17 protein-coding genes are annotated in these 20697 nt (G+C 41.6%); 9 read left to right on the plus strand and 8 right to left on the minus strand.

Annotated elements, in window-relative coordinates; translation table 11 throughout:
* Nucleotides 1–224 precede the first annotated feature (224 nt).
* Nucleotides 225–1556: a DUF3748 domain-containing protein gene (locus tag PR834_RS17670; protein ID WP_272536832.1), complete on the minus strand. Its 1332-nt coding sequence runs from the start codon at nt 1554–1556 to the stop codon at nt 225–227.
* Between the two features lie 122 nt (nt 1557–1678).
* Between PR834_RS17670 and PR834_RS17675 the strand changes: the two genes are divergently transcribed.
* On the plus strand, nt 1679–2293 hold the full coding sequence (locus tag PR834_RS17675; protein ID WP_004262660.1) for a trimeric intracellular cation channel family protein: 615 nt from the start codon (nt 1679–1681) through the stop codon (nt 2291–2293).
* A gap of 37 nt (nt 2294–2330) precedes the next feature.
* Here the strand turns inward: PR834_RS17675 and PR834_RS17680 are convergent, their stop codons facing one another.
* Together PR834_RS17680 and PR834_RS17685 are read right to left on the minus strand one after the other, a co-directional pair.
* Nucleotides 2331–3602, minus strand: coding sequence for an NAD-dependent DNA ligase LigB (locus PR834_RS17680; protein ID WP_272536833.1), 1272 nt, complete (start codon nt 3600–3602; stop codon nt 2331–2333).
* Nucleotides 3603–3610: 8 nt separating this feature from the next.
* Nucleotides 3611–4057, minus strand: a complete 447-nt coding sequence (locus tag PR834_RS17685; protein WP_272536834.1) for a hypothetical protein — start codon at nt 4055–4057, stop codon at nt 3611–3613.
* Nucleotides 4058–4377: 320 nt separating this feature from the next.
* On the opposite strand from PR834_RS17685, the gene gmk reads away from it, so the two are divergent.
* From gmk to recG, 5 genes are read left to right on the plus strand one after another with little or no spacing between them, the layout of a single operon-like run.
* Nucleotides 4378–5001: a guanylate kinase gene (gene gmk, locus PR834_RS17690; RefSeq protein ID WP_004262662.1), complete on the plus strand. Its 624-nt coding sequence runs from the start codon at nt 4378–4380 to the stop codon at nt 4999–5001.
* A 56-nt stretch (nt 5002–5057) separates the two neighbouring features.
* On the plus strand, nt 5058–5333 hold the full coding sequence (gene rpoZ / locus PR834_RS17695; RefSeq protein ID WP_004262665.1) for a DNA-directed RNA polymerase subunit omega: 276 nt from the start codon (nt 5058–5060) through the stop codon (nt 5331–5333).
* Nucleotides 5334–5352: 19 nt separating this feature from the next.
* On the plus strand, nt 5353–7470 hold the full coding sequence (gene spoT, locus PR834_RS17700) for a bifunctional GTP diphosphokinase/guanosine-3',5'-bis pyrophosphate 3'-pyrophosphohydrolase (RefSeq protein ID WP_004262666.1): 2118 nt from the start codon (nt 5353–5355) through the stop codon (nt 7468–7470).
* Between the two features lie 22 nt (nt 7471–7492).
* Nucleotides 7493–8206 carry a tRNA (guanosine(18)-2'-O)-methyltransferase TrmH gene (gene trmH / locus PR834_RS17705; protein ID WP_096863551.1) on the plus strand — a complete coding sequence of 238 codons (714 nt, stop codon included), beginning with the start codon at nt 7493–7495 and terminating at the stop codon, nt 8204–8206.
* 15 nt (nt 8207–8221) lie between these two features.
* Entirely contained in the window at nt 8222–10303 is a 2082-nt protein-coding gene (gene recG / locus PR834_RS17710; RefSeq protein WP_272536835.1) for an ATP-dependent DNA helicase RecG, read from the plus strand.
* A 101-nt stretch (nt 10304–10404) separates the two neighbouring features.
* Here the strand turns inward: recG and gltS are convergent, their stop codons facing one another.
* Complete coding sequence (gene gltS, locus PR834_RS17715) at nt 10405–11619, minus strand: sodium/glutamate symporter (RefSeq protein WP_004262677.1); 1215 nt, start codon at nt 11617–11619, stop codon at nt 10405–10407.
* Nucleotides 11620–11854: 235 nt separating this feature from the next.
* On the opposite strand from gltS, the gene PR834_RS17720 reads away from it, so the two are divergent.
* Nucleotides 11855–13243, plus strand: coding sequence for a uracil-xanthine permease family protein (locus tag PR834_RS17720; protein ID WP_036958597.1), 1389 nt, complete (start codon nt 11855–11857; stop codon nt 13241–13243).
* Nucleotides 13244–13369: 126 nt separating this feature from the next.
* Nucleotides 13370–15127, plus strand: a complete 1758-nt coding sequence (locus PR834_RS17725; protein WP_196724748.1) for an AsmA family protein — start codon at nt 13370–13372, stop codon at nt 15125–15127.
* Nucleotides 15128–15203: 76 nt separating this feature from the next.
* On the opposite strand, the gene fabY is transcribed toward PR834_RS17725, so the two are convergent.
* The 3 genes from fabY to yihX all read right to left on the minus strand — a co-directional run bounded on the left by fabY (nt 15204) and on the right by yihX (nt 17255).
* Nucleotides 15204–16118 (minus strand): fatty acid biosynthesis protein FabY, encoded by a 915-nt coding sequence (fabY, locus tag PR834_RS17730; RefSeq protein WP_036958598.1) that lies wholly within the window; start codon nt 16116–16118, stop codon nt 15204–15206.
* A gap of 23 nt (nt 16119–16141) precedes the next feature.
* A complete protein-coding gene (dtd, locus tag PR834_RS17735; RefSeq protein ID WP_004262693.1) occupies nt 16142–16579 on the minus strand; it encodes a D-aminoacyl-tRNA deacylase in 438 nt (145 codons plus the stop codon).
* Nucleotides 16580–16640: 61 nt separating this feature from the next.
* Entirely contained in the window at nt 16641–17255 is a 615-nt protein-coding gene (yihX, locus tag PR834_RS17740) for a glucose-1-phosphatase (protein ID WP_094960806.1), read from the minus strand.
* Between the two features lie 351 nt (nt 17256–17606).
* Between yihX and PR834_RS17745 the strand changes: the two genes are divergently transcribed.
* Nucleotides 17607–18209 (plus strand): hypothetical protein, encoded by a 603-nt coding sequence (locus tag PR834_RS17745; RefSeq protein ID WP_047756061.1) that lies wholly within the window; start codon nt 17607–17609, stop codon nt 18207–18209.
* 81 nt (nt 18210–18290) lie between these two features.
* Here PR834_RS17745 and typA read toward each other — a convergent pair whose 3' ends face one another.
* The gene (typA, locus tag PR834_RS17750; protein ID WP_004262702.1) at nt 18291–20114 is read right to left on the minus strand and encodes a ribosome-dependent GTPase TypA; all 1824 of its coding nucleotides are present in this window, start codon (nt 20112–20114) and stop codon (nt 18291–18293) included.
* Nucleotides 20115–20697: the final 583 nt, after the last annotated feature.

Raw genomic sequence — 20697 nt, forward strand, 5'->3', positions numbered from 1 at the left:
CTGACCAATCATTTATATAATATCTGTTTAATTATTATCTTATTATGATAACCATCTCCTTAACTTAAATATTCTATTCTGTTTATAAGTATTTTTGCACTCATTACATGAATAATTAACAATTAAATTTTTTAAATGCTAATCAGAGAAAAATAAAAACAGTCACAGATAAAAAAAAGCTTATCAATACTTTTTTTATTCGTGACTGTAGTAACATAATTATTTTATTTGCTGTTTAAACCCGTTTCTACGGTATAAATTTGCCTAAATCCATCAATATCTCGCATAAACGCAATCAATTCATCATTAGGTGAAAATACAACGGAATCAGCAACAGGAGCAAGTTCAGTACGCTGCGTTAATTTTTGTATGGTTCCGCTCACGACATGACAATACACGACACTATTGTCACAAATAAAGCAAATGTGCTCACCTTTACTATCCCAGCTAAAGGCAGACTGAACCGGTGAAGAACCCTGAGTTATCTGCCTTTGCACTCCAGTCAGCGTATCAACTAACCACAATTGAGCATTACCGTCATCATCATTCATCAAACAAGCGATTGATTTACCATCTGGCGAAGTTCTTAGCCAATGTCGTGGCTGCTTCGCTAAACCAGGAAATTTTTTATCGTGTGTATAAGTTAAACGCCTTTGCTGTATACCTTTTGGTGGGGAAGGCATGCTTGATTCTGTTCCTTGGATAGGAGATTCCCCCGCAATCATGTAATCCTCAAGCTGTGAAGGTAGATCAACAATATAGATCTCAGGAATAATTTCTCCATTTGTAGAATGAGTGTCACCAATAAACACCAGCGCTCTTTCTTGCCACTCTCCATTCTCTTTTTGATAACCTTTTTGGCCTACCCAACCCTCTTCATATGCACGGCTAATCTCATCGCTGCTAGGCTTAGGCTGTTGCGTTGTTCGCGTCACAACACAACAAAAGTAATCGCCACTATATTCTCGAAAATGTATTTTAGGACTCACATTAACGGGCCCAATAGGTACTGCAATTGCCACATTTCGTTGGTCTAATTGCACATCTAATTCATGCATTACATGGTCATTATAGGTAAAACTCAACCACTTTCCGTCTGGACTAAAAACATGGACATGAGTCCCCCCACGCAACGCCCCCACTAAATACGGAGGGGTAATACACATTGCATCAATTGGGTGAGCTACATTTAATTGATCTTCTTTAACATACACCCCTCTTCGATGGTGAAAGTCATATTGCCACTGTTCATCAGGGTACTCAGGGCCATGGATAAAAGCATATCGAGTTGGCAGTTGAGGACTTACCGTTACCACTCCAACATGAGCCCCATGACTTGCACGATAAACCTCAACGACTTGTAATGTTTTTACATGAATTTTTTCTATAGATAAACCTGTAAAAGAACTACCGCTCGGCCGTATATCATACGCTAACCACTGGCTGTCTGGAGTCCAGATATTAATATTCGTTAGTTGGTGGCTTCGTTCATCATGCGTTAAACGTGTTTCTTTATAGGGCAATTTATTATTCAATCTGTTATCCTTTGACATCATTTAATATCGCTATCGGATTACTTTAACTAATCTAGTTTAATCAATACTAGAAAATCTCAGTCGAGAAGTTTCATAAGTAATATTACCCTTTAGCAATAACCTTAATCTCGAACAAAACTACCATGTTATTAAGTGTACTTTATATTATTGGTATCACCGCAGAAGCCATGACTGGAGCACTTGCGGCTGGCAGACGAAAAATGGATGTCTTTGGCGTCATTATTATTGCGTCCGCGACGGCAATTGGTGGTGGTTCCGTCCGTGATATCTTACTTGGCCATTACCCCCTAGGTTGGGTGGAACATCCTGAGTATATCCTGACTGTTGCAGGCGCTGCGATTGTGACAATCTGGATAGCCCCTATGATGAAACATTTACGCCGATTATTCCTCATATTAGATGCTATCGGGCTAATTGTGTTTTCTATACTTGGCGCCCAAATAGCACTCGATATGCACTACAGCCCAATCATTGCAGCTATTGCAGCAGTGATTACTGGCGTTTTTGGTGGTGTGTTAAGAGACATGCTGTGTAACACAATCCCTTTAGTTTTCCAAAAAGAAGTCTATGCTGGCGTTTCTTTCGCTGCCGCTTGGATCTATATTGGCCTATTACAAACGCCTTTACCTAAAGATATCGTGGTTATTATCACACTCGTTGTTGGCTTGAGTGCAAGGCTAATAGCCATTCGTTATCGTCTCGGTTTGCCTATTTTTAATTACGAAAACCAAGATTAATCTAATCAATAAAAGAGTTTCAGCCATTAATGATTTACTATTGATGGCTTTCTATTGGTGGCTGAATCGCTTTCATGTCAGACAATATACGTAAAATAGATTCAATTTCTGGTTCCGCTAGCCAATTAGCTAATTTTTTCTTTTGCAGCTTCGTCAAATTTAGACTGTTAACCCATGATGGGTCATACAACATACCTATGTCAGTCACTTTCCCTACTTGTAATTTAGTTAGTGGAATTGCGAGACCTTTTAACCAAAGCGAAATAGGTTGATCCTTTGCCATTTTCAGTTGCTTTACTAACATTTGGTGTTTTTTACCTTTCGATAAATCGCTTTGCCATTGTTCTGACAACCAAGTTGTTAATCGAGTTAGGTTATGGTTTTCTACCCACTGGCGCCATGTAGCCTCACTTATTCCTCGCATACGTAGTTGTTTACCTAACCACGTTAACCTTGCGACAAACTGCTGTGAGCAAACTTCAGTATAAGTAAGACAACTTAGTGAGTGAAACTGTTTTAAGGTTGATGTCTCTGGATATTCGCGTTCCTCTCGTCGCCAAATAACATCTTCAATCTTTGGACTTCCTAGCCCTGAAAGAGAGACAAGTATTTTATCTCCAACAAGTAAATCTCGTTTTTCCCATGATGATAATGATCCAGCATTTACCTTTGAAATAGTTTTCGAGTCAATATTGATGGGGGTTATGCTAGCTACAACACTAATTCTCCCAGTCCTTCCTATATTGAACTGAAGCTTAGTTACCTCTGATAGCACACTGCGTAATGGATATTTCCATGCAATCGCCCAACTATTTTGTTTTGATTGCCAGGCTGATGCTGCTGGCGCTGGAAAATTTTTAAGCACTATGCCATCTGTAGCAAATGGTAATTGCCCTTGATAATAGTATTCCCTTAGTTGCTTAGCTTGAATCTTATTTTCAATTTTATGGCTATATTGTTCAGCAAGCGGAAAACCTATCTCAGAAAGTAATGTTAACTGTGTTTTTGGATTAGCATCCCCCGCAGGCCATGCCCAAATAAAAATACCAATATTTTCTTCAAGGGCGGTTGGCTCATTTTTTCGCATTAACCACCCCGCAATCTTATTACGAGCGTTCACTCCCCCACTTTTAGCTTGAATATGTCCATTCATACGCCAAAATAATTCGCCTTGAAGGACTAACATGCCTGAATATTTGATTTGTTTGGGTATCGCAGGAATAAAATCTGCTTTTGCCCGCCACTCGATTCCTTCAACACTATTTCCTCGGCTAATCATGGAAATAAGCTTGCCATTTTTATAAACCAACGTTACTGCTACACCATCAACTTTAGGTTGTAGCCAGATATTTTACGTGTTTCTATCCAGCTATAAACTTCTAATTCATTGAGTTTCTTTAACCCTGTATGAGGAATGGGATGCATAGTTAGCTGTGATTTTTCAGGTAATAGTACTTCTGGCAATTCTTCGGGAAGTTGCTGGCATCGTTGTAAAGAACGCCATAAATTAAATAGCTGGTCATAAGCTTCATCACTAATGGAACTGCTACCCGCCAAACGGTAAGCTTGGTTCCACAGTTGTAATTGTTTTCCTAACCGATGACTTTCCTGACTTATTATTTTACTATTTTGTTTTTCACACGGTTTATTAACGGCAATTTGCTGCGTTGCTTGAGCAACATTAATACACACCATTACCCCAACAATTAACCCACTTAGTCTATAAACTGACGCGAACCAATAACCATACAAAATATAAATCATAACTATTCCTTGTTATTACCAATCCATTAAGATATTACTCTTTTAAAGCATTTTCTCCTCAGTTGCTAAGCATCAAACAACCTCTCAAAGTCTTCATCCTCAAAAGAAGTTGTTTGCAAAAGGCTTCGCAAAACTAATGATGCTTTCATGAGTAATAAGTTAATTTCTCGAGCCCGTTCACAATTTAGTTACTAATCAAATTCATTTAATTAAAATTCATGATTTATTGATATCGCTGCATGTTGATGCAAGTCCGTGTATACTATGTCGGGTTTATCACCATCTTTTATGTTTAATCCTCGACTATTCAAGAAATCATCATGATACAAGGCACGTTATATATTGTTTCTGCCCCTAGTGGAGCAGGGAAATCAAGTCTGATTCAGGCTTTATTAAAAACACAACCATTGTATGACACACAGGTTTCCGTTTCTCATACAACTCGAACTGCACGTCCAGGAGAAGTCCATGGCGAGCACTATTTCTTTGTATCTGAAACTGATTTTTTACAAATGGTCGACAAAGGTGAATTCCTAGAGCACGCATGCGTTTTTGGGAATTATTATGGGACGTCCAAACCTATCATTGAAGATGTATTAAATAGTGGTGTTGATGTTTTTCTTGATATCGATTGGCAGGGAGCGCAGCAGATAAGAGCCAAAATGCCTGAGGCACGTAGTATTTTCATTCTCCCACCATCAAAAGATGAACTTTATCGCAGACTGCGTGGTCGTGGGCAAGACAGCGATGAAGTTATTGAAAAACGCATGTCACAAGCAGTAGGTGAAATTGAACATTTCAACGAGTATGATTACCTTATTGTTAATGATGATTTCAATACCGCACTGAGCGATTTACAATCTATCATCCGTACTGAGCGTTTAAAATTAGGGCGTCAAGTTCAACGACATGATGCTTTAATCAGCAAATTACTAGCAGACTGAGAATAGTTTCAGTATCATATCAGGTCATTTTTTTATTTCTTTGGAGTAGCACATTTATGGCACGCGTAACTGTTCAAGACGCAGTAGAAAAAATTGGTAACCGCTTTGACCTCGTATTGGTTGCGGCACGTAGAGCTCGTCAGTTACAAACGGGTGGAAAAGACCCTTTAGTTCCTGAAGAAAATGATAAATACACTGTTATCGCATTACGTGAAGTAGAAGAAGGCTTAATCAACGGTCACATTTTAGATGTGCGTGAGCGCCAAGAACAGCAAGAGCAAGAAGCGGCTGAAATGCAAGCAGTTTCTGCAATCGCTGAAGGTCGTCGCTAATCACTAAGGTGGGTCTGCCTTGTATCTGTTTGAAAGCCTTAATTTAGTCATTCAAAAGTATCTTCCTAAAGAACAAATTGAATTACTAAGAAAAGCCTATGTTGTTGCTCGGGATGCCCATGAAGGACAGACCCGTTCAAGTGGTGAGCCTTATATTACTCACCCAGTTGCTGTTGCTTGTATTCTTGCTGAGATGCGTTTGGACCATGAAACACTAATGGCAGCGCTACTTCATGATGTGATTGAAGATACTCCAGCGACATTTCAAGATATAGAAGAATTGTTTGGTACCACCGTCGCCGGTCTCGTCGAAGGTGTATCCAAACTAGACAAGCTCAACTTTCGCGACAAAAAAGAAGCCCAAGCAGAAAACTTCCGCAAAATGATCATGGCGATGGTAAAAGATATCCGTGTCATTTTGATAAAACTGGCAGACCGCACTCACAACATGCGCACGTTGGGTTCACTTAGGCCCGATAAACGTCGGCGCATTGCACGTGAAACCCTTGAAATATATAGCCCGTTAGCCCACAGGCTAGGTATACACCACATCAAAACAGAGCTTGAAGAGCTGGGTTTTGAAGCGTTATATCCCAACCGTTATCGTGTTATTAAGGAAGTCGTCAAGGCTGCTCGCGGTAACCGAAAAGAGATGATCCAAAAAATTCTCTCGGAAATTGACGGTAGGCTAACCGAGGCAGGAGTTCCTTGTCGCGTAAGTGGCAGAGAAAAACACCTTTATTCCATCTATCGCAAAATGCACCAAAAAGAGCAACGTTTCCATTCCATTATGGATATCTATGCTTTTAGGGTAATTGTAAAAGATGTGGATACTTGCTACCGCGTTTTAGGCCAAATGCATAGTTTATACAAACCGCGTCCGGGGCGTATTAAAGACTATATTGCTATCCCTAAAGCTAACGGCTATCAATCGCTACATACCTCATTGATTGGGCCACATGGTGTTCCTGTCGAAGTGCAAATTCGCACAGAAGACATGGACCAAATGGCTGAGATGGGGGTTGCTGCGCATTGGGCATATAAAGAGCAAGGCGAACAAGGTACAACAGCACAAGTTAGAGCTCAACGTTGGATGCAAAGTCTACTTGAGTTACAACAAAGTGCAGGTAGCTCGTTTGAATTTATTGAAAGCGTTAAATCGGATCTATTTCCAGATGAAATCTACGTTTTCACCCCTGAAGGCCGCATTGTTGAGTTACCTACTGGTGCCACACCTGTTGACTTTGCCTATGCGGTGCATACAGATATTGGTCATGCTTGCGTGGGCGCGCGCGTTGATCGCCAGCCTTACCCACTTTCGCAATCCCTTACGAGTGGCCAAACTGTCGAAATTATTACCGCGCCAGGCGCACGGCCAAATGCAGCATGGCTCAATTTTGTTGTCAGCTCAAAAGCGCGGGCCAAAATTCGCCAGTTATTGAAAAATTTAAAACGTGAAGATTCTATTAATTTAGGTCGCCGTTTACTCAACCATGCGCTAGGGGCAGGAAATAAACTCACTGATATCCCTCAAGCCAATATTGATGCGGAATTGGCACGCATGAAGCTGCACTCTATCGATGATTTGCTTGCTGAAATTGGGTTGGGTAATGCAATGAGTGTGGTTGTCGCACGTAACCTACAGAACAATCCACAAAATACACCTGAAGAACAAGTGTTAGTTGAAAGCCGGAATAAACTCTCTATCAAAGGTGCTGATGGTGTTTTAATCACCTTTGCAAAATGTTGTCGTCCTATTCCTGGTGACCCAATTGTTGCACATATTAGTCCTGGTAAAGGTCTCGTTATTCATCATGAATCCTGCCGCAACATTCGTGGTTATCAAAAAGAACCTGATAAATTTATGGCTGTTGAATGGGACAACGACACTGATACCGACTTTATCGCTGAAATTAAAGTGGATATGATTAATCACCAAGGTGCTTTAGCGAATTTAACTGCCGCCATTAATGACGCCAATTCAAGTATTCAAAGTATGAATACAGAAGAAAAAGATGGCCGTGTATATTGCGCTTTTATTCGCCTTACAACTAAAAACCGAGTTCAATTGGCAAATGTGATGCGGAAAATCCGTATTATGCCTGACGTTCTACGTGTTAGCCGAAACCGTAATTAACGACCATACGTAATTAATAACTATGAATGAACGCCGCTATCGCCGCATTTGCCAAATGATGGCGATGCGGCAGCCTGACCTAACTCTCTGCCTCGAAGAAATTCATAAACCGCACAATGTTTCTGCGATTGTACGCAGTGCGGATGCCGTAGGGATCCATCAAATTCATGCTATTTGGCCGGACCAACAAGTCAAACTGTCCGTTTCTTCTGCTGCGGGGAGTAATAGCTGGGTTAAAATTATTTCACACACATCCACCGAAGAAGCAATTGCCCACATAAAATCACAAAATATGCAGGTTTTGGCGACTAACTTGTCAGAACATGCCGTTGATTTTCGTGAAATTGATTATACTTTGCCAACTTGTATTATGATGGGGCAAGAAAAAACAGGGATTTCACAACAAGCCCTCGCACTGGCTGATAAACACATTATCATTCCAATGGCTGGCATGGTGCAATCTTTGAACGTTTCCGTTGCTTCTGCACTGATTTTATATGAAGCCCAACGGCAACGGCAGCAGGCGGGTATGTACGAACGTGACCATTGCTTACTCTCACCAGATGAACAACAAACTTGGTTATTTGAAGGAGGTTACCCTGTACTGGCTGAAGTTGCTAAACGTAAGGGACTTCCTCGCCCATTTATCAATAACCAAGGGCAAATTGAAGCTGATGACTCGTGGTGGGCACAAATGCAATTAACCGAAAAAATGAAAAGACGGCAGTTTGGTTAAATAAAAGGAAATAACATGAATAATGGGCTACTTGATACCATTTCACTGACTTCATTGCACGGAATTGGAGCAAGCCAGTCAGAAAAAATGCGTAAAATCGGTTTGAACACCGTTCAAGACCTTCTTCTTCATTTCCCTTTACGCTATGAAGACCACACCCGTCTATATCAAATAAAAGATCTCCTCCCCGGTACGACCGCAACAATTACCGGTGAAATACTGCAAACTAAAGTGGTATTCGGCCGCAAAAGAATGATGACCTGCTTGATTTCCGATGGCACAGGTAACCTCACCTTACGTTTTTTTAATTTTTCAGCTGCAATGAAGAATAACTTAGCAGAAGGAAAACAGGTCACCGCCTATGGGGAAGTTCGCAGAGGAAATACAGGGCCAGAAATCATTCACCCCGAATATAAAGTCTCCCAAGACACCAGCAACATCAGCTTACAAGAGAACTTAACATCTGTTTACCCAACCACGGAAGGTGTTCGTCAGGCCACTTTACGCAAGGTAATGGAACAAGCGCTAAGGTTACTTGATAGCGGGAAAATAAAAGAATTGCTTCCAGAAGAGCTTAGCCGTGGAATGATAAGCCTACCAGATGCCATTCGCTTATTACACAATCCACCACCGAATGTCGCTTTGATTGAACTGGAGAAAGGGCATCATCCTGCCCAGAAACGGCTTATACTCGAAGAGCTTTTAGCACATCACCTCAGTATGCTAGCCATCCGTGCAGGCAACGAACGCCTATATGCCGAGCCTTTAGCAACAAGTGGTCAATTAAAATCACAGTTACTCGCACAATTACCTTTCTCGCCAACAAATGCACAAAACCGTGTTGTTAGCGAAATTGAAGCAGACCTCGCCAAAGATGCCCCTATGATGCGTTTGATTCAAGGGGATGTAGGGTCAGGAAAAACGCTTGTTGCAGCCTTAGCGGCCGTTTGTGCCATCGAGAATGGCAAACAAGTAGCTTTGATGGCTCCCACCGAAATTCTTGCAGAGCAACATGCCAATACATTCAAACAATGGTTAGAGCCTTTAGGCATTAAAGTGGGTTGGCTAGCGGGCAAACAGAAGGGTAAGGCACGTCAGGCTCAGCAAGATGCCATCGCAAGTGGAGAAGTTGCGATGGTTGTTGGAACACACGCTATTTTCCAAGAGCAAGTGAGCTTTAAAGCGCTGGGGCTTGTTATCATTGATGAACAACATCGCTTTGGCGTTCATCAGCGGCTCGCTCTGCGTGAGAAAGGTGAGCAGCAAGGGTACCACCCTCATCAATTGATCATGACCGCTACGCCAATCCCACGGACACTGGCGATGACAGCGTATGCAGACTTAGATACCTCTGTCATCGATGAGCTTCCTCCGGGCCGTACGCCTGTCACTACTGTCGCCATCCCAGACACTCGCCGTAACGATATTATTGAACGCGTTCGCCAAGCCTGTATTGAAGAAGGTCGCCAAGCCTATTGGGTCTGTACACTCATTGAAGACTCTGAATTATTAGAAGCACAAGCGGCTCAAGTGACCAGCGAAGAACTCGCACTGGCACTACCTGAATTAAAAGTAGGCTTAGTCCACGGGCGAATGAAACCTGCTGAAAAACAAAGCATTATGGCGGCTTTTAAAAGGAATGAAATTCAACTGCTTGTGGCTACAACGGTCATTGAAGTCGGTGTTGATGTGCCTAATGCCAGTTTGATGATCATTGATAACCCTGAGCGCCTTGGTTTAGCTCAATTGCACCAATTGAGAGGACGAGTTGGCCGTGGAGCTATCGCATCTCACTGCGTATTATTATATAAGACACCGCTAACCCACACCGCTAAACAACGGCTACAAGTTTTACGTGATAGCAATGATGGCTTTGTTATCGCACAAAAAGATCTCGAAATTCGCGGGCCTGGGGAATTATTAGGCACTAGACAAACAGGAAATGCAGAATTTAAGGTCGCTGATTTGTTACGTGACCAATATATGTTGCCAGAAGTGCAACGCCTCGCTCGCCATATTCAACAAAACTACCCAGAAAATGCACAACAACTTATTGAGCGCTGGTTACCTGAGCGAGAACAATACAGCCACGCTTAAGTTTTATATCTTCTTTTTATTTATCCATTCCTTAAAATGAAAATTGCCGTGAATATTTTCACGGCAATACCTGCTTAACTTGATTTATTATTAAATAAAAACTATCCCGCAATAGTTGGGAATAGTGGCAACATTAAATACAATTTAATGACTATCGCATTAACAATATCAATGAAGAATGCCCCAACCATTGGGACCACAAGGAACGCAAGGTGAGATGGCCCCAACCTATCCGTTACCGCTTGCATATTCGCAATCGCTGTTGGCGTAGCCCCAAGACCGAAACCACAATGCCCCGCAGCTAAAATAGCGGCATCATAGTTTTTCCCCATCACACGGAAGGTAACAAAAATTGCATACCCTGCCATTACACAAGCTTGTACAGCAAGAATAATGATCATTGGAATGGCCAGTGATGCTAATTCCCAGAGCTTCAAGCTCATTAAAGCCATCGCTAAGAATAATGATAGACTCACGTTACCCATAACAGAAACGGCGCGGTCAAACACTCGGTAAAAACCAAGCAGTGATAGGCTATTGCTTAAAATAACACCAACAAACAGTACACATACAAATTTAGGCAGTGCGAAAGGAGTATCGGCTAATTCACCTGCAATATAACTTCCTATCAGCAAACAGATAGCAATCAATGCAATAGTTTCAATTAAAACCATTGACGTGATCATGCGCCCTGATTGAGGCTTCTCAAATGCAGTTGGCACATCTTTATCATCTTCTGCCGTTCCTGGCGTTGGAATATTACGTGTTAGAAAACGTGCAACAGGTCCGCCAATTAAACCACCAAGAACGAGCCCAAATGTAGCACACGCCATTGCAACTTCTGTTGCACTTTGGAAACCATAATTTTCAGTGAAAATTTTACCCCATGCCGCACCAGTACCATGGCCGCCAGATAAGGTAATTGAGCCAGCTAACAGCCCCATTAAAGGGTCTAGTCCCAATAATTCAGCAAGGGCAATCCCCACTGTGTTTTGGACTAGCAATAAGCCTACAACCACAAAAATAAATATAAACAATGCCTTACCACCAGCTTTCAAGCTAGCAAGGTTGGCATTAAGACCAATAGTGGCAAAGAATGCCAGCATCATAGGTTCTTGCAGTGATAAGTCAAAAGAAAGGCTCCAGTCAAATAATTGTTTAAGCAATAAAAGACTAAAAGCAACTAACAACCCACCCGCAACAGGTTCAGGGATGGTATATTTTTCAAGAAAAGGGACTGATTTTACCAGTTTACGCCCAAGCAATAATACTAAGGTAGCAGCTACCAGTGTACCGTAGACATCGAGATGATACATTCACGTACCTCGTCTGTTGTTAAAATTATCAAAAACTAGTTAGACGTTAATTTCTTCCTTAAAACGCCAAAAGCAGGTTGTAGGATTAGAAAAAAAAACTGTTATAAATACAAGTTAAAATATATATAAATGTGACGACACTATTTAACTAATGAATATATTTTTTAAAAGCAAACGATTGCTTTTTAATTTCGACACATTACAATGCGTTTTTTGTTGGCGAGAAATGAAGGCAATGAATACTGCGACGTCTGAAAAGCAAACTACTGAAGCGACCATACACACGCAAAGCGAACTTATTTACAAATTAGAAGACCGTCCACCGCTGCCGCAAGCTTTGTTTGCTGCCGGGCAACATCTTCTGGCGATGTTTGTCGCTGTTATTACCCCAGCGATGCTGATTTGCCAGGCTTTGGGGCTACCAGCTCACGATACTCAACGCATCATTAGTATGTCTTTATTTGCCTCCGGTATTGCTTCTTTAATTCAAATTCGTGCATGGGGCCCTATTGGCTCAGGCCTACTTTCGATTCAAGGAACCAGTTTTAACTTTGTTGCACCGTTAATCATGGGAGGTGTTGCACTCAAGCAAGGTGGAGCTGATATCCCATCCATGATGGCAGCTTTGTTTGGCACGTTACTCGTCGCCGCATTAACCGAAGTGATTCTTTCACGTTTTTTACATCTAGCCCGTCGAGTCATTACACCACTGGTTTCTGGTGTCGTTGTCATGATCATCGGCTTATCTTTAATTCAAGTCGGCTTAACCTCCATTGGTGGTGGTTATGGTGCGATTAGCGATAATACCTTCGGTTCACCAGATTACCTGATTTTGGCTGGGGTTGTTTTAGCGGTTATTATTTTACTTAATCGGCAGAAAAACCCTTACTTACGTGTCGCATCTTTAGTTATTGCCATGGCCGTTGGTTATATTGCAGCTTGGTGGATGGACATGTTGCCAAATGCTCAGCCAATGGAAGCCAATCAGCCAATTATTACTGTTCCTGAGCCTTTCTATTATGGCTTATCCTTCGACTGGAACCTGTTGATCCCATTAATTCTCATTTTCATGGTGACTTCCTTAGAAACGATAGGTGACATTACCGCCACTTCTGATGTATCAGAACAACCCGTTCGTGGCCCTTTATATATGAAACGAATCAAAGGTGGCGTACTTGCCAATGGTTTGAACTCGATGGTCTCTGCGGTATTTAATACTTTCCCTAACTCTTGTTTTGGGCAGAACAACGGTGTTATCCAATTAACAGGGGTGGCAAGTCGCTATGTCGGTTACATTGTTGCTTTAATGTTAGTGTTATTAGGGCTATTCCCTGCGGTTGCAGGCTTTGTACAACAAATCCCTGAGCCCGTATTAGGCGGAGCAACCATTGTGATGTTTGGTACCATTGCCGCTTCAGGAGTGCGTATCGTGTCTCGTGAGCCACTCAATCGCCGCGCCATCATGATTATAGCCCTTTCTCTCGCCGTGGGTATGGGTGTGTCACAGCAACCCTTGATTTTGCAATTCGCGCCTGACTGGTTAAAAACATTATTTTCTTCAGGTATTGCTGCGGGGGGTTTAACTGCAATTGTTCTGAATTTAGTCTTCCCTCTCGAAAAATAACCTTTCATTCTAGCCGCCAGTGTTGAACACTCTGGCGGTTTTTCTGTATGCTATCCTTAAATTGTCGTTATATTAGACGGTTTCTTCCTGTGTCTATTCGTTCACAAACCAAAGGAGCAGTAAACTGTGAAATGGTTAATCAAATTTACTACCTATGCACTCTTGTTACTGCTGCTATTGTTTATTTTTACTTATATCGGGCTACAAACCCGTTGGGGCGCATCCTACTCCAGTCAATTTTTAAGTAAATTTACCGATTACGATATTGATGTGGGAATTATGGGGCATGAGTTTTCTAACCCCGGTGAGTTCATCTTCCAAGATGTTAAGTTAACGGCTAAAAACAGTGACCTATCTTTAGATTCACGGCAAGTCGTGGTTGATGTTAATTGGCTAAACCTATTTAGTGGCACCGCAATAAAACGTTTGGTTATCACTCAAGGGACATTATCTACAACAGTCTCACCAAATACGGTGTTGTTCCCTATTTCCGCGACTATTTTGCAATTTGAAAATAGCCAGATTACGCTTAAAAAAGGCAATGATACGGTACAAGTCGCCGGCTTTACGGGAGGAATGACCCCTTGGAAACCCACCGAAAACACTCCTTTTGGTTACGGTGATTTTCGATTTACCTCTAACCAATTAAAATTCAATGACCTTGCATTCAAGAATATTGCCATTACCGGTAAATTACAGCAGCAAGGAACAGAAATAAGCCAAGCCAGTGCCTACTTAAATAATGGCTATATTGCGGGCACTGGGAAGGTACTTAATGATGGCTCTATCATGGTTGACTCCCTCACCATGAATAAAGTTGGCTGGGAAAATAATGTTAATTTCGATTCACTATTTGATGCAATAACGAGTGATAAATCACTGCAAGTCAAAAAAGTAGAACTAACCAATGTTGATATTCAAGGTAAAGATTGGGCACTTTCTGGCTTAAGCACCGAAATTGACCAACTCAGCTTCGTTAGAGGCAGCTGGACTAGCCCTAAAAGCAGCATTAGCTTTAATGTCGACCAATTCGTCGTGAAAGACCAGCAGCTGAGTACCTTAATTGGAGAGCTGAATATTAACGGTGATAACCTCAATATCAGCAAGTTATCAGGTTACTATAATAAAGGCATTTTTAACCTCAGTGGGTCTTGGCAACGCAATAATCAAGTACTCACTATCGATGAAGGTAAACTCGCGGGTATCTTATATACCTTACCTGAAAATTGGTTGTCCTTCTTCGCGCAACCAACGCCAGCGTGGTTGTCCGGTTTAAATATTAAGAAATTCACCCTTTCCCAATCACTTTTGATGAATATCCAGCCGCAATTTCCTTTCGAGTTGACGGCATTAAGCGGTAATATTGAAAATGTTGATTTAATCAAACAGAAACAATGGGGAATTTGGAGCGGTAAAGCGACATTCAATGCAGATAGCGGCACAATCAACCAAGTTCTAGTGCGCCGTCCATTTGTCGAAATACGCCAAAGTGGTAAATCCTCGGCAGCAGCGAGCTTAACGGTCAGTACTGATAAAGGTATCAGTAAAATTGGCTTGCTGGTAAAACAAGAGCCCAAAAAAGTCCCCTTCTTACTCAGGGCATCAGGTTCTAATATTGACCTCGTCGATTTAAACCAATGGGGTTGGGCAGGCTTCCCAGCTCAAGTTATCGGTGACTTTGATGCGACATTACAAGGGGACTTACTCGCCCCATCAGTGGCAAAAAGTTTGAATGGGGAATTGATGGCCATACCATTGCAAGGTAAACGCCTATTCCGTACCGTTGTTAACGGGGTTGTCACTTCTTCAGTAGAGTCCGAAGCCGATTTACAGCCTACCGAGCCTTCTTTGGTAGAGCCGCTCCCCGCTCTTAGCAATCCATAAAAACTATCAATCCATAGAAATACAAAAGGCAGGTCAATCATACCTGCCTTTATCTTTTAATTTTCAATGAATAACGTTACTTTGCGGGCTCTACAGGTAACACCATATAGACACCACTGAATACAGCACCCACTTTACCATCGGGGTTACTGACTTCGACTTTCAGTTTTACTCGCGCTTTGCTACCCCGAGCTAAACGGTCAAGGTCACCGCTCATATTAGCTAAGTCCGCAGTTGCTGTAGGCCTGCCGCTTACAGGTTTACCATAACGAATACTGGCATCGACCAATACAATATCGCCACCAAGCTGGTGTTCTTGCATTAACAGCCAAATCAGCCCCCATCCTGTCAGTGTAGCTAATGAAAATTGGCTCCCTGCAAAAATCGTTTCATGGGGGTTTTGATTGCCCGCCTCCGGCATGGTAGTAATAAAACGGGTCCCCGTGTATTGGTCGATTCGGACACCCATTTTTTCGCTTAATGGAATATACTTATACCAAGCTTGTTGTAGCTCACCACACCAGTCTGGACGATGTAGAATTTGGTCTAATGTCTCAATGGGTTTGATCATCAAGTAATGGCGCACTGGTGTTTTTAACTGCCCAGCGACTTGCCCACGGTTCTCAAAGCCCATTTTATCGAAAAATGGTACTGCTTCTTCACGAACACTGGATACGATGCGTTTGACGCCTTCTTGGCGTGCAACGGACTCTAGGGCCATGATAATCAATTTACCGAGCCCTTTACCTTGCATGGCAGGGTTAACGGCTAAAAAACGGATTGCTCCCTCGTTGTCAGCATTGATATATAAGCGACCAATGGCAAGAATACGGTTTTTATCATCCACGACCATTTGATGGTGTGCGGTTAAATCATAACCATCTTTTTCTGAACCTAGGGGTTGATTAAACGGTTTTCGCAACATTTCCCAGCGAAAATGGTAGTAAGTTGCAAATTCAATATCATCTTTCGGTGTACGTAAATGGTACATCGCTTCCCCCTTTAAAAATGAACTCACACTTGTAGCCAGAAGGTAACAGGGCCATCATTGGTTAAATTCACTTGCATGTCAGCGGCAAACTCACCAGTTTGTGTTTCAACCCCTTGTTGGCGGCTTTGTTCAACGAAGTATTGGTACAAAGCATCTGCTCTTTCAGGCTCTGCTCCCCCTGAAAAGCTAGGCCGCATACCTTTTTTAGTGTCAGCTGCTAAAGTAAATTGAGAAACAACCAAAAGGCTGCCTCCCGCCTGTTGAACATTGAGATTCATTTTCCCTTGTTCATCACTAAAAATACGGTAGCCCAATACTTTTTCACACAAACGTTTGGCTTTCTGCTCATCATCATCTTTTTCAACGCCAAGCAAAACCAACAACCCAGCATTTATTTGCCCTACTATTTTCTGATCAACAGCCACACTCGCATGAGTGACTCTCTGGATTAATGCAATCATGATGACTCTTTACAAAAAGATGGAGCAACGTTAGCCGTTGCCCCACTATAAAATCAGGATGTTATTCAACTTCTGCACTAAAATCGTAAGTGCGGAAATATTCAGGAATGGTGTCTTTATCCACAACATGAATACTACGAATACCAAGGGCTTCTGCGGCTTTTACATTTTCTTCGACATCATCAAAGAAAATAGCATCTGCAGCATCAAACTCTTCTGATTGCAGTACATATTTGTAGATTTCAGGATCAGGCTTACGCATGCCTAAATCTTGGGACAGATATAGGAAATCGGAGGAGGCTGCAATTTCTGGGTAGTGTGCTGGCCAGTAGTCTAGATGTAGACGGTTGGTATTCGATAAAACCACCACTCGGTGCCCTTGCTCACGCAGGCGTTCCATAATATCAATGACTTCAGGTCTTAACGAAATAAAAATAGCGTGCCAGCCTTCAGCAAAGTCTTCAAAGCTTAGAGTGATGTCCATTTCTTCACAAAGCAGCTCAGCAAACTCGATGTCTGAAATTTTTCCACACTCATGTAATTGAAAGATATTACCAAAAGTAAACCGTGATTTGATCTCTTCACTTGGTGTACCACTGAGTTCAGACCATTTATCAAATACACGATTAAAGTCGATATCAATAATCACATTACCCATATCGAAGATATACAGCATAAATTTTCCTCATTGTTATTCACTAAATTTACTTTAATCATTATTCACGCAACTGAACAGCCCTAATTAGTGATAATTCACGTTATTTTGTCAATTTATCGATTAAGCAATCCACACTTAGCACAATTAATGAACAACAAACCAGACGATTTGTTCCATTAATGAGAAAACGCTTTTTATCCCAAAGGTGCTATTTCACACAGCACTATCGATTTTTGATACTAAATGTTAAGTCCCTCCATACGCTTTTTGCATAATAGTTTTTACGTAGCAAGCCATGCCACAAGCAATGTGAGCTGATATCTATCCGATATCAGTAATAAATAAATCTTAAAATATAAAAGTCATACTATGAAAATAGATAAAACAATCTCTTGGCCGATTGCTATTCTGTGGGGAAGCTTATTTTTAATTCCATTATTTAATACTATCCCTCTGGATTTTAATATCGACCTTACAACAAAAATTATTGAACATTTTCAATCTATTATTCTAATTATCAGTGCCATTTTCACTTGGTTTTATATGAAACCATTACAGCAAAAAAATCAGGGAATGAAATTATTTTGGGTGTGGGCAACTATCTGGTGGGTAACATTATTTGGCAGAGGAATAAATTGGGGGCGTGAATTTTTTCCTAATCTGGATCACTCTTACTTCAGGCTAATTTCTATCATCTTGATTGGCAGTTTAGTTTTGATGCTATTTGCTTCTTCATTAAGAAAAAGTATTATTTTTCACCTAAAAAACACAGCTATTCCACTTTGGAGCCTACTACTGACCCTGTGCGCTTTTGTGATTTCAGATAGTGTTGAACACCATAGATTTCTCAGTTCAGTTTTCCTATATCATTCTGAACTACAAAGCCTTATCGAAGAATTATACGAAATCCCTTTAATTATCGGACTGTTTATTTCGTCGCTGTATTTTATGAAAAAAGACAAGTCATTATAAACCTTATAAATAAGTAAGGCGCCTTTCGGCGCCTTACTGCATAACTACAATGACGTAATGAACAACATCACGTAACGATAATTAGTCTTCTTTAGAACGGTTTGCACGACGGCGATCGTTCTCAGTCAAGTGGCGTTTACGCAGACGGATAGACTGCGGAGTCACTTCAACTAACTCGTCATCATCAATGAACTCAAGTGCTTGTTCCAGAGTCATTTTAATTGGTGGTGACAGTGTTGTTGCTTCATCAGTACCTGACGCACGCATGTTAGTCAGTTTTTTACCCGTTAAGCAGTTAACGGTTAAGTCGTTAGAACGTGAGTGAATACCGATGATTTGACCTTCATACACTTCAGCACCGTGACCTAAGAACAGCTTACCACGGTCTTGCAGGCTGTATAGCGCATAAGCAACTGCTTTACCTTGACCATTGGAGATCAGAACACCGTTTTGGCGGCCGCCGATTTCGCCTGGGCGAACATCATCGTAATGACTGAATGTTGAATACAGTAAACCAGTACCTGATGTCATTGTCATGAATTCAGTACGGAAGCCAATCAGACCACGGCTTGGAATGACGTAATCAAGACGTACGCGGCCTTTACCGTCTGGCATCATGTCGCGCAGGTCACCTTTACGTTCACCTAAAGCTTTCATGATGTCGCCTTGGTGCTGTTCTTCAACGTCTAAAGTCACTTGTTCGAATGGCTCTTGTTTACGGCCATCGATTTCACGAATGATAACTTTTGGACGAGATACAGCTAATTCGAAACCTTCACGACGCATGTTTTCAATCAGAACAGATAAGTGAAGCTCACCACGACCAGAAACACGGAATGCGTCTGGATCTTGAGTTTCTTCAACACGCAGTGCAACGTTGTGAACCAATTCTTTATTCAAGCGGTCAAGGATCTGACGTGAAGTCACGAACTTACCTTCTTTACCGCAGAATGGTGAAGTATTAACACAATAGAACATGCTAACTGTTGGCTCATCAACCGCTAACGCAGGCAATGCTTCAACGCTACCGACTTGGCAAATGGTGTCAGAAATGTTCAGTTCACCTAAACCTGTCAGAGCGACGATATCACCCGCTTCAGCTTGTTGTGAATCAATACGCTCTAAACCTAAGTGAGTCAGAACTTTACCAATTTTACCGTTACGAGTTTTACCTTCGCTATCGATAACTGTTACTTGTTGGTTAGGCTTAACAACACCACGTTTGATACGGCCGATACCGATAACACCTAAATAGCTGTTGTAATCCAATTGCGAAACTTGCATTTGGAATGGACCGTCGATATCCACTGCTGGTGGTGCAACATGTTCCACAATCGCTTCATACAGTGGAGTCATGTCTTCAGCCATGTTTTCGTGGTCAAGGCCTGCGATACCGTTTAATGCAGATGCATAAACAATAGGGAAATCGAGTTGCTCATCCGTTGCACCTAAGTTCACGAATAAGTCGAATACTTGGTCAACAACCCAATCAGGGCGTGCGCCTGGGCGGTCAACTTTATTGATAACAACAATAGGACGTAAACCGTGGTCGAACGCTTTTTGCGTTACGAAACGAGTTTGTGGCATTGGGCCATCCATCGCATCAACAACCAGCAGTACGCAGTCAACCATAGACATAACGCGCTCAACCTCACCACCGAAATCGGCGTGACCTGGGGTGTCTACGATATTGATATGATAACCATTCCATTGGATAGCGGTATTTTTAGCAAGGATAGTAATACCACGCTCTTTCTCCAAGTCATTGGAGTCCATAACACGCTCATCAACAGTTTCACGTTCACCGAACGTGCCTGATTGCTGCAATAATTTACCAACCAGTGTGGTCTTGCCATGGTCAACGTGAGCGATGATGGCGATGTTTCTTAAATTTTGAATTGACAAGGATTTTTACCGTTTAATTGACAGGAAAGGAATATGCTTACTGAGCCGTTATTCATACCCAAAGCATACTTTCTACGTTAATTTGCTGTTATTTTACACGTTTTTCCGCACAAGTGGAATAAATGTGAAACCCATCACTGTATAAAAAGTTTTTAGCGAAAAAACATTCAGTTGCGTAACAGTGCCAGATTCCCTCACAAAATAATGAGCATCATCTCTGCGAAACCACGAAGTGACAGAATAATACGCTAAAAACTTAATATTCGCAGCCCAAAAAAAGAACAAAAAATAGACTTTCTTTCTTAACTGCCAGTTTAAATATCTTTTTGCATTATTTAGATATATCTAAATTGACTAATTAGATATATCTAAATATAGTAAAACCATAAAATAAATTCGATATATCTAAAGTTACAAACTAAGGAGTAACTATATGCTAATTAAATCTTGTCGTCATGTATATTATGCACGCCATGATGAAAATCAACATGGCCACCGCGGTGGATGTTGCCACGATGAAGGCCGTCATGGTCATGGAAGCGGTGAATGCTGCCACGACGAAGACCGTCATGGTCGTGGGCAC

Origin of the sequence: Providencia sp. PROV182, from assembly GCF_028480325.1 — a bacterium.
Lineage (GTDB): Bacteria > Pseudomonadota > Gammaproteobacteria > Enterobacterales > Enterobacteriaceae > Providencia > Providencia hangzhouensis.

What these genes read in the sequence shown, in the direction of transcription:
- gltS (WP_004262677.1), bottom strand. Translation starts at nt 11,619, where the DNA reads ATGTATCATCTCGATGTCTACGGTACACTGGTAGCTGCTACCTTAGTA.
- fabY (WP_036958598.1), bottom strand. Translation starts at nt 16,118, where the DNA reads ATGTACCATTTACGTACACCGAAAGATGATATTGAATTTGCAACTTAC.
- gmk (WP_004262662.1), top strand. Translation starts at nt 4,378, where the DNA reads ATGATACAAGGCACGTTATATATTGTTTCTGCCCCTAGTGGAGCAGGG.
- PR834_RS17670 (WP_272536832.1), bottom strand. Translation starts at nt 1,556, where the DNA reads ATGATGTCAAAGGATAACAGATTGAATAATAAATTGCCCTATAAAGAA.
- PR834_RS17745 (WP_047756061.1), top strand. Translation starts at nt 17,607, where the DNA reads ATGAAAATAGATAAAACAATCTCTTGGCCGATTGCTATTCTGTGGGGA.
- PR834_RS17675 (WP_004262660.1), top strand. Translation starts at nt 1,679, where the DNA reads ATGTTATTAAGTGTACTTTATATTATTGGTATCACCGCAGAAGCCATG.
- dtd (WP_004262693.1), bottom strand. Translation starts at nt 16,579, where the DNA reads ATGATTGCATTAATCCAGAGAGTCACTCATGCGAGTGTGGCTGTTGAT.
- rpoZ (WP_004262665.1), top strand. Translation starts at nt 5,058, where the DNA reads ATGGCACGCGTAACTGTTCAAGACGCAGTAGAAAAAATTGGTAACCGC.
- yihX (WP_094960806.1), bottom strand. Translation starts at nt 17,255, where the DNA reads ATGCTGTATATCTTCGATATGGGTAATGTGATTATTGATATCGACTTT.
- trmH (WP_096863551.1), top strand. Translation starts at nt 7,493, where the DNA reads ATGAATGAACGCCGCTATCGCCGCATTTGCCAAATGATGGCGATGCGG.
- PR834_RS17685 (WP_272536834.1), bottom strand. Translation starts at nt 4,057, where the DNA reads ATGATTTATATTTTGTATGGTTATTGGTTCGCGTCAGTTTATAGACTA.
- recG (WP_272536835.1), top strand. Translation starts at nt 8,222, where the DNA reads ATGAATAATGGGCTACTTGATACCATTTCACTGACTTCATTGCACGGA.
- PR834_RS17720 (WP_036958597.1), top strand. Translation starts at nt 11,855, where the DNA reads ATGAATACTGCGACGTCTGAAAAGCAAACTACTGAAGCGACCATACAC.